Genomic DNA, 12,458 nt, shown 5'->3' on the forward strand with positions numbered 1-12,458 from the left:
TACTAGCAAGTCCGCGCTAACGGCCCACTGGGCGTTGATGTCTGGACCCAGAATTGGGGTCAATAACGCGTGCGACTTATTTGTTTTTATTTACTTTTCCGTTTAAAACTGAATGTCGTACCCCATAGGTAAAGTAGATCACCAGGCCGACCACAAACCAAATCCCCGAATAAAGTTTGGCTTGAATATCCAAACCAAGGAACACCACTAACGCCCCCAGGAACGCCAAGGCCGGCAATACCGGGTAAAGTGGCATTTTAAAGGCGGGATCAGCAATGTCATGCCCCTCACGCGGACGCAAGCGGTAAACGCCGAGCGACACAAACATGAAGGCAATTAAGGTCCCAGCTGAAATCAATTCAGACAGGAACTCAAACGGAAACAGTGCACCAATGATAACGGCAATAACGGCCAGTACCAGTAGCGCATGGTTGGGTAATCCCTCTTTCTGTGTCAGCTGGCCCAAGTACCGGGGTAACATGCCATCACGGCCAAAGCTGTATAACAAGCGTGAGCCGGCCATCATCATCCCAATTAAGGCGGTAAACATGCCGACCACGGCCACAGCCTCAATGATGGTGGCGGCGAAGGTATGGCCCGCATGTCGCAAAGCTCACCCCACTGGTTCCGCGATGCCCGCGTAGTGGGTGTAGTGGAACATGCCCACCAGCACCAGTGACACCGCCATGAACAAGCTCACGGCGATGATCAAACTGCCAATAATTCCCCGCGGCATCGTCTTTTCAGGATTTTTGGCTTCCGCCGAGTTGGCTGCGATGGAGTCAAAGCCAATGTAGGCCAAAAAGATGGTTGACACCCCAGCGTAGATTCCGCGCCAACCACCAAAGGCAGTACCATCCGCGTTAGCATGATAGTGCGGAATAAACGGGAGGTAATTTTTAACGTGAATAGCGGTCAAACCAATTACAATGAAGGCCAGGATGGCCAGTACTTTGAGCACCACCAAGACGTTCTCGACCCGAGCAGCCTGCCGAACACCGTGCCAGAGGATCACCGCGCAGATTACTACGGCAATCACGGCGACAATGTCGACCAGACCACCCTTGCTACCCAGCGGGTTCGCCAAAGCGGCAGGAATCGTGATACCAAAGGAGGTTAACAGCCACCGAAAATTAGCGGACAGCCCCGAGGCCACAAAGGCCACGGCAATGAAGTATTCCGCTAGGAGCGCCCAGCCAGCGATCCAACCAAAGCCTTCACCAAAAACCACGTTGATCCATGAGTATGCCGACCCGGCGAACGGCATTGCCGCCGCCATTTCGGCGTAGGCAAAAGCGACTAACCCCGCTACCACGGCGGCAAACAGGCAGGACAGCGCCACTGCGGGACCCGCGTGCTCCGCGGCGACGATGCCGGGAAGCGTGAAAATCGTGGTGGAGACGATGGTACCCACCCCGAGGGCCAAAAAGTCTTTGACCGTTAACACCCGCGGTAGGTGTGAATCCTTGTCTTCGTAGACACCGGGATCTTCCTTTTGGGTCATCCGGTGGAGCACTTTAAACATAAACTTGTAACCCCCAATATTGAGAATTGCCCACAAACCAGTGAGAGGCAGCGGCCCGTTTCTCGCGTAAATGTCAAAACATTCCAATAATTTTCCCATGATATGGGGGCGGTTGTCAAACATTGGCAATTGCCAGGGCGCTTCTGGCCACAAAAAAGTCGTAACCCCGTAAGGTTACGACTTGATTAATTAATCGTGTAATGAATCATGAGCAACGGGCAATACCCGGGGCACCTGACGCTTGACCTTGGCCTTGACCGGCTGCGGTGCAAGCACCACGCTGTGATCCTTGACCAGTAGCTTCCAGGTCGAGAAGATCAGCAGGGCCGAGACAAAAATCAGTGGGAAGCCTGCCACCGAGCAAATTGCCTGAACCGTCTTGAAACCACCGACGAACACGATACCAAAGGCAAACAACATGAAGATACCCATCCACACCATGCGGTTAAGCAGGCTCGGCTGCTGCGTCGCCTTCAACCGGGTCGACGTGAAGGCGGACACGATATACGCCGAGGACGAAACCGTTGTCGCCAAGAAGATGAAGCACGAGACACCGTAAACCACGAGCATAATGTACTTAAACGGCAAGGTCGTCAGCACCTGGGCAATGGTTGCGGCTTGACCCTGCGTGTTCAGCGTGTGGATCAAGTTCACCGCGCCACTTTGCTGCAGGGACAACGAATAGCCACCTAAGATGGCATAAAAGGCCATACAACCGAGGGCACCGAAGCCCAACATGCCGAAAATCACCTGGCGAATCGTGCGTCCTTTGGAGATCCGGGCGATGAACAGGCCCATGAACGGCATGTAGGTCAGCCACCAGCCCCAGTAAAAGACGGTCTCTGACTTCACCGGATTGACACCACCAGTGGCAGTGGCCAACCCAGTACTCATTGCAGCAAAGCGGGTGACCAAGGCCCCAAGGCTATGCATCTCAGAGCGAATGATCGAACCAGTTGGCCCCACCAGCAAAACGATGACCAAAAAGCCGATCGCCGTCCAGATGTGCATCGAGCTGAGCCGATCGATCCCGCCTTTCAGTCCTTGGACCATCGTAAGTCCAAAGATCACCAACAAGACTACAAACAACGCTAGTTTTAACCAGATTGTGTCTGCAATCCCGGATATCTGTGCGATGATTTTCGCTAACACGGGAATCTCCATGCCCACGGACGAACCGATTCCGCCCATGATGCCAAAGACAACCAAAAAGTTCACGGTCAAACGCAGCGAGCGTTTGGTGCGGCCTTTACCCTGCAACAGGGGCATAGCATCGCTCAATGCCATTACGTGCACGTGTTTAACGAACATCATGTAACCGATAATGACCGCCGCAGAGGCGAACATCATCCATGCCATTGGCCCCCAGTCAAACTGACCCAACATGTGGGCATACTGGTAGTTCTGCGCTGACATCGCTTTAGCACCGAACAACGGCTGTTGCACATACCGTAACGGATCGACCATGCTGAGCATCAAAATGCTGGCATCGATTGCCGTAGCGAACACCATGCTCCCCCACTGGAAGTTGCTGTACGCGGGTTTATCGTTAACATCCCCCAGCTTGATTTTCCCGATGTGGCTACAAGCCAAGCCCAGGAAAAACACAAAGTTGACGATGTAGATACCCAGATACAACCAGCTGAAGTGCGCCGTAATACTGGCCATGATTGCGGCGAGCCATTCTTTAAGGGCGTTACCACCCAACAGCAAGGCTGCGGACACGATCAGAAACAGTGCCACGGTTGGTACAAAAAGACGCTTATTAATGTTTTGTCGCTTTAAAATAAAATGACTCCTAGTTCCTCTCGGCCGTTATCATGACGACACCCCTACCAGGCAACGGGTCGTTGACGCCGTCTGTAGTGCCTGTGGTAACAAATTCGTCACCATCGCCATCTGGTCAGACCAGACGCTTCGGTGCCGCCACGATCACCAGACTGTCACCAGTCTGGCCTTAAATCTGCGGGTTAAATTTACTAGCTGTCAGCAACCACATCCCCATTTGCGTCGAGCCGCCGAATAATGCGAGCAGGGTTGCCGGCAATCACCACATTAGACGGAAACGACTTGGTCACCACGGAACCGGCGCCGACCACGACGTTGTCACCGAGCGTGACGCCCGGTAAAATCGTCGCGTGACCGCCAATCCAGATGCTGTCACCCAACGTAATGGGCGCCCCCATCTCCACATCAGCATCGCGTTCACGCGCAGCCAACGGGTGGACCGGTGTATAAAAGCCGACGTCAGGTCCAACATAACAGTGCGTGCCAATCGTAATCGGACACGTGTCCAGCATGGTCAGGTGATAGTTGCCATAGAAATGGTCGCCAATATGGATATTGAACCCATAATCGAATTCCATCCCCGCCTCAACAAAGAAGTGTTCACCGACGTCGGCCAGTAGTGCCTTGATTTGATTGTTACGCTGGTCGTTGTCTGCTAACTGGTTGCTATCATGCAAGACTTGACGTACCAACTCGCGGCGCGCAATCAGTTCTGGATCGAATTGCTGGTAAGGTTTCCCTGCGGTCATTTTGGTTCTTTCTATATTCATCATATTAATAGCGTAACACAAAGTTAGTGTTTGTGAAAAAACATGTCAGTTTCAGCACTGCAATCGGTGCACGGGCATTTGTTGATAATAAAATTTCACAATGTTTCAGCAAAACTTATCAGAGCATCAAAAAAGCCGCAACCCGCAAAGGCTACGGCTAAGCTAAGGAGAGTACAGGTTACATGAGCTGATGACTATAGTCGTTATATAATACTAAATAGACTTACTTTTAGGCTCATGAGGCCTGATTCCATCATGCGTAATTGGACAATTTAAGCAGAATCAAGAGCAAGCTGGGTTTACGGATGGCTAGTGGCGGCTAGAAATGTTCGCCACTATTTTTGTGCACAAATAAATGCGCCATCTTGAGAATTAGGCATCTAGTTCAACTAGATAATATTCTCTAAGATACTCGCGAATTTCTTTGTTTAACGGTTGCTTAGATTGTATTCGGTTGAAAAGATCTGTTTCAATTAAGCTCGCTTCTTGTTGTGATGAAACTTTTGCTGTTTTGATTAAGTTTAGGTTTTGAAAAAATTCAGAGGGATATTCGTAACTGGCGATCTTTTTCGTTTTCCCTGATGCATCCTTACTTATTTGAAAAGTCTTGTTGGCAAACAGCATGATGAATGAGGCGCGGAGAACACCATTGCTTTCCTGAATTGAGTCTGAATCAACTACAAAATGTCTACCGGTATTCGATGTGAGTACGTTTAGCATTAACTTTCTACCTCATTTAGACGATCGGCAAGCATATCTAAAAAAACATTCTCGCTGATGATTGTCAAATCCTGCCCCTTTGATATTAGCTCTCTAGCCTTTTTTAACTTGCTGGTCACAGTACCATTTCCATGTAAGCTATAAGCAGTATCTCCAAGAACGAGATACTCTGTTTGTTTTGTCACACCATTCTGCGGATTACCGCCAAGATTCACAATGGCCTGTGCAGCTGTCTTTCTATTAAAACTGTCAAGCTTTCCTGTGAAACAGATAAATCGTTGATAAAAAGGATTTTCCGTATCAATCTTATCATCCGCTGCGGTTAATGTTGTCAAATCGAAACGTTTAGGGGTGGCAGTTCTCTTAGTCGGTTTGAAAATTCCTGGGCCTGCATTCGCTTTGAAGTAATTATAAACAGTAAACGTGTCCAGACAATCCTGCAAAGCACGGTGGGCTTGCTCATGATCGATATGAATTCGCTCAATACAATCCTTCAGACGGTTGTGACGTTCAGACGGGTAAAATCGACGAGCAATTCGCATGACGTCCAAAAAGTCATTATCTAATGGCTTTGACAGCATCTCAAGAAATGTGTCATATAAAAAATTGATATCAAAGTTTATATTATAGCCGAGGATTAAGTCCTCTCCGATGAATTTATTCAGTGCAGGAAATATTTCTGTGTTAAAAGCGCCCTCGGTCTCAATCATCTTTTCTGTGATTCCCGTGAGTGTCTGGATATCTTTAGGCACATCATTGTCCTCAGCATATTTTACGAGACTGTGGAAAGTTTCAGTGACTTTGTTATCCCGAACGCGCAAGGCGGCTACATCAAGAATTCGATCCCACTCAGGCGAACGACCAGTTGTTTCGATGTCAACTACTGTGTAGTCATCTGGAAAAAACAATCTGCTTTTTCCCTTATTCCGAATAGTCCGTTTTTTTGCTTGACCATCACCAATAAAGATGCCATCAAGTGTAATACTAATCTCCAAAGTTTCCCCTCCGTAAATCTAAAAACATTAGACAATAACCTCATTTGTTAAATTCGACTTTTGATATTTCTTCTAGAATTCGCTCCGCGTTCTCGGGAAGTTCTTTTCCGGTGACATCTATTTTGACGGACTTCACCGAGTCATACATTGCAATTCGATTCAGCGCCCCTTGAAGCACAGATTTGTCACAAATACCTGCGTCAATGTCTTTACTGAAGCACTTCATCAGTTAGTCTTCAGTTGCGGTGAATGGGAATAAATATAAATCCCAGTTTTCCGGAGCCCATCCAGCAAATTGTCAATGATTTCTTGTTGATGCATGACCCAAAGGAACACAATATTTTCGAGAGAACTGTTGTAAATGAATGAGTTCAACAAGAAATGAAGGTTTCGCAGAACCATTTTCTTGTTAAACCAAGGATGTATGTACCAGCACCAATCACCATCTAGGAACACAACATTATCCAAGCGCTTTTCTACTACATATTGTCAGAATATTGTCAGATTGTGGTCTTTCCAATGCCCATTGTGCCAACAAGCAGAATGAGTTTCTTTTTATTCATCTGTTCCTCCATAAAATTCATTAAACTAAACCACGTTGTATTCTCACAAGTTGTTCTAGCCCACGTTCAATCTCTAGTCGTGAGTAGTAGGCCAGCGAACTCATTTAATGTTTAAAAGTACCGGGTATCTAACTCAACGACGTCGTTTGTTCCATCGCATAACGTCGGCCGAATAAAAATTTTGTTGTCTCACGTAATTATTCATTATTGATGCACTGGGCTAACCGATTTGGTAGCTTCTGCACTTTTTGTGGCGGAATTATAATTCAGTTTCCAGATTTGCCACCAGCATTGGCAGGGAGACGACCCAGACCTTTGCAAAGCTCTTGATTTATGGATGCAGTATGTCAAAAGTCAACGCTTGCCCGTTGAGATTGTAACCCTTTTCATTGATTGTAACAACAGCAACCATTACAAAAAAGGGCTTCTCAATCACTTAAGTAGCCTGCAGAATCTGAAGGATTGGTTTAATTTGATCACTTTGTAGTACATTGGGTTCCTAACCAAATTCGGTTCAAGACCGATAAATCGACACTTCACGCTTTCTCGTTCTTCATGATTTTGGAATTGCTAATTTAATCGGGTGGGCATTCGAGTGGTGCCGCATTGACCTGTGTTGCTTTTTGCGCTTCCCGTCTTTATAAATTGTGATTGAGTATTTGTAGCTGACAACACATCGTTATCGTCAAAACGCCGTTGCTTTCTATGCTAACCAAACTAAGACTTTAGTTCTTCGTTTATCTGGTGGTTTTCTGTTTCCATTTTCGGAGTGACTTCATCACTAAAGAGAGATAAACTCCAGTACCAGGTATCTGCGCTGCATTACTTTTTTCAGTTGGTCAAGAGCAGTCGAAAAAATAGAGCCGGTAAACGCCTGCTTGATTTTGTCGAGCGGTAAATTTTTGCTGTCGACCACTTACGAATCGTCCCATTAGCCCCGCTCAATGGCACTAACGGATGTATTTCGCCCTGTAGCATGCATGTGAATATTGTCGTAAAGCGGCTGTTCCATTGGTATACCTCCTTTCTTTTTTAGAAAGCTAGTCAAATTTAGTTTGTTATTCTTAGACTGACAGTCTAATATAAGGGCACAACAAATAATCTGAGTGAGCAACCCTATCCTGTTTGGCCACTGGTATATCGGGGTTCTATCAAAGGCTTTAATTCCTTTGAATAATTTACAAATATGAGTACATAGACTAATAGTGTAAACGCCGACATGTTAACAAATTTTTAGAGTTTTCAGTCTAAACCATATTTTTCTGTTGAAAGGATATTAAAGATGACTATTTATGATCGCATCAAAGACCTTGCACGAGCTCGTAAAATGTCCATCTCGTCTATTGAACGACACTTTGACTGGAGTAACGGTACCCTCAGTAAATGGAAAGATAGTGCGCCAACCGACAAACTCCAAAAAGTTGCAACCATGCTTAATACTACGATTGAGTATTTGGTGACGGGCGAGATTAGTAAAACACCGCAGCCAGAAGCGCTATCCAAAAATCAAAAATTGATTGCCTACTCGATTGACCCGGATATTAGTGATGAGGAACGTGAGTCGATTATTAAATTGGTGCGGGAAGCCATGAAACTCCGCAAGCGTATGTGAGGTGAGTACTATTGCAGGATTTGGAGAGAATCGAGGATATGTATCCAGAACTAAAATTATACGGTATTGAGGTCAAAAATCCCCATTATCACGTATCACGGCCACATCGAAGGCAATTACGTATATATCAACACTTTACAAGACACTTGGACTGGCTTATAACCGCCTTGCATGAAGCGGCACGCTATGAGAACGACGATTGCGACCTATCTAACGGCCGCAGCCTCAAAACGTTAAAGGCGGAGGGTCTAGCAGTCCGTGAATCGCATGCACACTATAAACAGTTGTTTGGATAAAGTAATCTGGATAAAAGTTGTTTGGGGGAATATGCTATGAAGAAGATTGTAACGGCTAGTATCGCTTTATTATGTATAGCTACGTTATCTGCCTGTGGGCAAACCAGCACTAGTCAGCAGGCATCCAGTCACTCTCACGTGGCACGTAAAAATACCACAAGAAAGAAAGCCAGTAGCTCGTCTAGTAGTTCATCAGTAAGTTCGTCAAGCTCAAGCGCTGTTGATCCAGCCAAGTCTAAGCAAGAACTTAAGTCAGTAGTGACTGATGCAATGCCTATGGACCAGTGGCAAACATTCCAGAGTGACCTACTTACAGCTGCGCAAGTCGACGACATTGCTCATCCTGAGGAACAAGCGTCAATCACAAAATTTCATACGCGTTTAAACAACATCAGTAAACTGATGAAAGAAGCTAAGCCAGACAAACGGGAACAAAAGTTTATGACCGCAGCTGACTACGCTACCTATGTAAACTACGAGTCAAAACTCCATGACTATTTATCCGCATTACACGATTACGCGATGACTTATCAAAGCGATATGCCATCACTGAGCGACTCCAACACCGATGCAGACACGGCGGCAGATTTAAAGTCCGAGGTTAATGACGCTAAAAGCACATTTGACACTGCTAATGCCGCGTGGGTCGCTGCCTACAACGCCATTGCTAATAGCTAGGAGGATAAAATTATGGATCGTAAACATCCAAGCATCATAGTCATCACGTTAGAAATCATTATATTTATCGCCTTGGCATGGTTTCTATTCAAAATTTTTACATGGTAATAAAAAAGCACATCCCCTACCGACCAAAGTAAACGGGATGTGTTTAGATAAAAGACACTGGTGCGCCTTTCGCGTACCATCATAACATAATGGAGGTACGTATCAGGGCATCGATTTTTAAAAAGGGTAAGACGTGGATGTACCGCGTGTCGTACTTAGATGAGCACGGCAAGCGTCATCAGCCTACCAAAGGCGGTTTTCGGACCAAAGCCTTAGCCACACAGGCGGCGATTGAAGTTGAACACAGTAAGCAGATGGGCAGTAACTTAAGCCAGGCTGATGTTACTCTGCTGGATTACTATGATAGGTGGATTGACACTTACAAGTCCGGTAAGCATAGTCATATTACCGAGGCACGATATCCCACTATTCGCCGGGCACTAGCTGATTATTTTGGTGACCGCCAGCAGCTTAAGACTATTACACGTACTAAGTGGCAAAGCTTTATCAACGCTTATGCTGCTGGTACTGTCACTCCACGCAACCCCCAAAAACCTAAGCCACGGTCAAAAGATACAGTCTCGAAGCTTAATGGCTATATCAAAGCCATGTTGGAGGACGCCATTGCGGACCGCATTATCAATGTTAATTTTGCGGCTCATGTAGTCAATCCAGGGGCCAAACCACAGGATGCGGATCTAAAATTTTTGGAGATGGACGAATTTCACGCATTACTTGCCTACTGTCTTGACCACGCTAAACTTCGTAGTATGTATATGTATGTGATTGTAACGGCTATTCTTACTGGGTGCCGTGCCTCAGAGCTGATAGCTTTGTAGTGGTCGGATATTGATTTTAACAAGCACCTTATCCATATAACTAAGTCGTGGGATTATAGCTACACGCAAGACTTTAAACCCACCAAAACGCCCTCTGGTGTGCGTGATATTGATGTACCGGTTAACTTACTGGACATGCTCCAAAAGCTCCACAATGAGCAGAGAGAGGCAAATTTGCGTACAGGTTACCGTGACCCGAAAAACTTGGCCTTCCGTAACAGTAGGCACCAGGTGCCAGGTGATGCTGCACTTAATCGTGGCCTCAAGCGAGTTGAAGCTACTCTTGGTTTTAAACAGCCAGTTACTTTTCATGGCTTACGCCATACACACGTCAGCTATCTGTTAGCAAAGCATTGTGACATTGCTTATATCTCACAACGGCTTGGCCACTCAGATGTTACTATCACTTTGAGGGTCTATCAGCACCTTTTAAAGTCTTACGAGACGGAACAAGCGCAGCTAGCTGTAGATGCACTTGGTGCACTCTAGGTGCACTCAAAAGTGCACAACAAGCAAAATCAACACAAAACAAAAACCCCGGAATGTTGATATTCCGGGGTTTCTTGCGTCCATCATCGCCTATCAAAAGGCTACTAAAGGAGAGTACAGGATTTGAACCTGCGCGCCGGTATTAGCCGGTTCGACGGATTTCGAGTCCGTTGCATTACCACTCTGCCAACTCTCCATAACAACAGTGAATATTATAGCAAAGGTGGCACCAAGATGCTACTTTTTTTCGTCTTGATTGCGTTATTGATACTACGGACAAAAGTCACTATTCCCGTCTGAGTGGTGCAACCAGAATGACAAAACTACTTACTACTGTGCGAACTGCTACTGGTCGTGCTACTACTACTGCTGGTCGTGCTACTTGAGCTACTGCTACTCGAACTGCTATTGGCCTTAGCTGCACTCTGCACCGCCTGGCTATAAGTAATTAGTGACTGCGGCGTGTGGCCACTAAAGTTACTCTTGGCAATATTCGAGGACTTTTTGAAGAACTTCTTGGTGGCCGCATTAAACTCTGTCTGGTTATTATCGCTCACTGCTTTAAGAACAGCTTCCGCATCGGTGACGTAACCGGATAGCGCCTGCGTGGTGGCCGTATTGGAACTATTATTCTTCAGTTCTAGTGCCAGGTGCTCCAACTTAGTCTGGTTGCGTTTCAACGTCGGTTTCAAGTCGTCAACACTGGTGCCATAAACCAGCTTCAACAACGGCCGCACCGTCAGATTACAGATCTGGTCGTAACGCGACTGCAGCTGCGCGGTCGTATACTTGTGCATGACTAATTTAGTTGAAGAACTGGCAGCTGAACTATGACTGCTCTTGGTTTGTCCACACCCAGATAACCCCATAGTGCAGATCAAACATGCCACGATCAAAACGTTTTTTCTCATATTGCCCCTCCGCTTACTATACCTGTTATTTTGCCACAAACTCCACCCTAAACCAAACGTTGCGCTTAAAGTAACAAACGTTCGATAATAATTAATTTATTGCTTATACTAGACAGAGACTTTTAATTATGGTAATCTCTAAATTGTAATCGATTACTTTAATAATAGTTGCAACTTATCAAACGAAAAGCCCGATGTAGAGCGCTTTGTGACGGCGAAGAATTTGTGGCTGCTCAGGTCGCTGCGTAATGGTTAACACCTGATGCTAACGTTACCGCACCCGTGATATTCTTCACGTCGTCGCAACGCTCGCCCCCCATCTGTGGGCGTACGGCCCACACCTAACCAAGGAGGACCCATAATGAGCACATTAAGTTCAACAACGACAACGAATTCCATTCAACCTTTAGCCCACTCCCTGGAGCGGCTTCTGATTTTTAAAGAGGTTTTTGCACAGCACATTCAAACGTGCGAGAACATTATTACTGGGAACTGTTTGGCCCGGGACACGCTGGCGGACCTGAAGAACTACTTTGCGCGTAACCTCGACCACTTCAACCCGTTTGTTCAGTCCCTGTGTGCAGTGCCGGTACCAGTCCGCTACCAGCGCGACCTAGAAAAGATCGTCATGGCGGTGACGCGTTACCGTAACGCCATCGAAGACATTATTGAAGCCATTGATGCGGCTGCTGTTGACCAAGTGACCTTCCGTATGGGCGTCAAGCAAAGTCGCGCACTCGACTGGGTCGACGGGGCCTACATTGACCAGTTGCGTCTTGCAGATGGCCAGTTCGGTTATTGCAGCATGGTGGGCTAACCCAGTGATAACAACGCAAGATTTACTTCAACCACAAAAATTGGGCTGACGTGTAGGTGTTCCTACATGTCAGCCCAATTTGCGTTGACCTTAATGTTCATTTGCTTCTTCCGGCAACAGAATGGTTTGGATATCACCATCATCGTATGCCAGTAGCATGTCGGGATAGCCATCCTGGTATTCAATATCCTGGTCAAACGCCATGGCGGTGTCGAGACCCTGCTGGGAGAAATGAATGCTGACCGACCCGCCGTTATTGATCAACTTAAATTTGAGCAAGTTGTCCAGTGGCACCAACCCGCGCAAATCGTTGTCAATGATGAACCAAACCCGGTCAATCAGCTCACCGGGAATTTTGGAGATAACCCCAAACGTCGCAAAGCGACTGTGTTGTGCGTCGAACATAT

The 12,458-nt window shown here is 46.5% G+C and carries 11 protein-coding genes, 1 tRNA gene and 1 pseudogene; 5 read left to right on the forward strand and 8 right to left on the reverse strand.

Annotation, left to right across the window (positions count from 1 at the left end; genetic code table 11):
- Positions 1-76: 76 nt before the first annotated feature.
- The 5 genes and pseudogenes from FD19_RS02180 to FD19_RS02200 form a co-directional block, all read right to left on the reverse strand.
- Positions 77-1,525: pseudogene (locus FD19_RS02180) on the reverse strand (APC family permease).
- Between the two features lie 189 nt (positions 1,526-1,714).
- Positions 1,715-3,268: a BCCT family transporter gene (locus FD19_RS02185; RefSeq protein WP_054749457.1), complete on the reverse strand. Its 1,554-nt coding sequence runs from the start codon at positions 3,266-3,268 to the stop codon at positions 1,715-1,717.
- A gap of 236 nt (positions 3,269-3,504) precedes the next feature.
- The gene (locus FD19_RS02190; protein WP_054749458.1) at positions 3,505-4,086 is read right to left on the reverse strand and encodes a sugar O-acetyltransferase; all 582 of its coding nucleotides are present in this window, start codon (positions 4,084-4,086) and stop codon (positions 3,505-3,507) included.
- Between the two features lie 369 nt (positions 4,087-4,455).
- Positions 4,456-4,803 carry a hypothetical protein gene (locus tag FD19_RS02195; protein ID WP_054749459.1) on the reverse strand — a complete coding sequence of 116 codons (348 nt, stop codon included), beginning with the start codon at positions 4,801-4,803 and terminating at the stop codon, positions 4,456-4,458.
- A complete protein-coding gene (locus tag FD19_RS02200; RefSeq protein WP_235804133.1) occupies positions 4,803-5,798 on the reverse strand; it encodes an exonuclease domain-containing protein in 996 nt (331 codons plus the stop codon). Before FD19_RS02200 ends, FD19_RS02195 begins: the two co-directional genes overlap by 1 nt.
- A gap of 1,845 nt (positions 5,799-7,643) precedes the next feature.
- Between FD19_RS02200 and FD19_RS02210 the strand changes: the two genes are divergently transcribed.
- From FD19_RS02210 to FD19_RS10010, 4 genes are all read left to right on the forward strand, one after another.
- The gene (locus FD19_RS02210) at positions 7,644-7,973 is read left to right on the forward strand and encodes a helix-turn-helix domain-containing protein (RefSeq protein ID WP_056969018.1); all 330 of its coding nucleotides are present in this window, start codon (positions 7,644-7,646) and stop codon (positions 7,971-7,973) included.
- 332 nt (positions 7,974-8,305) lie between these two features.
- Entirely contained in the window at positions 8,306-8,947 is a 642-nt protein-coding gene (locus FD19_RS02215) for an LptM family lipoprotein (RefSeq protein WP_054749463.1), read from the forward strand.
- A 245-nt stretch (positions 8,948-9,192) separates the two neighbouring features.
- Positions 9,193-9,834, forward strand: a complete 642-nt coding sequence (locus tag FD19_RS02220) for an Arm DNA-binding domain-containing protein (RefSeq protein WP_056969019.1) — start codon at positions 9,193-9,195, stop codon at positions 9,832-9,834.
- Positions 9,835-9,843: 9 nt separating this feature from the next.
- Positions 9,844-10,323: a site-specific integrase gene (locus tag FD19_RS10010; RefSeq protein ID WP_082619477.1), complete on the forward strand. Its 480-nt coding sequence runs from the start codon at positions 9,844-9,846 to the stop codon at positions 10,321-10,323.
- 108 nt (positions 10,324-10,431) lie between these two features.
- On the opposite strand, the gene FD19_RS02225 is transcribed toward FD19_RS10010, so the two are convergent.
- Together FD19_RS02225 and FD19_RS02230 are read right to left on the reverse strand one after the other, a co-directional pair.
- Positions 10,432-10,519: transfer RNA gene (locus FD19_RS02225), tRNA-Ser, on the reverse strand.
- A 127-nt stretch (positions 10,520-10,646) separates the two neighbouring features.
- A complete protein-coding gene (locus tag FD19_RS02230; RefSeq protein WP_056969020.1) occupies positions 10,647-11,234 on the reverse strand; it encodes a hypothetical protein in 588 nt (195 codons plus the stop codon).
- Positions 11,235-11,595: 361 nt separating this feature from the next.
- Here FD19_RS02230 and FD19_RS02235 point away from each other — a divergent pair, with 361 nt between their 5' ends.
- Positions 11,596-12,051, forward strand: coding sequence for a hypothetical protein (locus tag FD19_RS02235; protein ID WP_054749466.1), 456 nt, complete (start codon positions 11,596-11,598; stop codon positions 12,049-12,051).
- Between the two features lie 90 nt (positions 12,052-12,141).
- Here FD19_RS02235 and FD19_RS02240 read toward each other — a convergent pair whose 3' ends face one another.
- On the reverse strand, positions 12,142-12,456 hold the full coding sequence (locus FD19_RS02240; RefSeq protein ID WP_054749467.1) for a DUF960 domain-containing protein: 315 nt from the start codon (positions 12,454-12,456) through the stop codon (positions 12,142-12,144).
- Positions 12,457-12,458 lie beyond the last annotated feature (2 nt).

It is taken from the genome of Lacticaseibacillus thailandensis DSM 22698 = JCM 13996 (assembly GCF_001436135.1).
GTDB lineage: Bacteria > Bacillota > Bacilli > Lactobacillales > Lactobacillaceae > Lacticaseibacillus > Lacticaseibacillus thailandensis.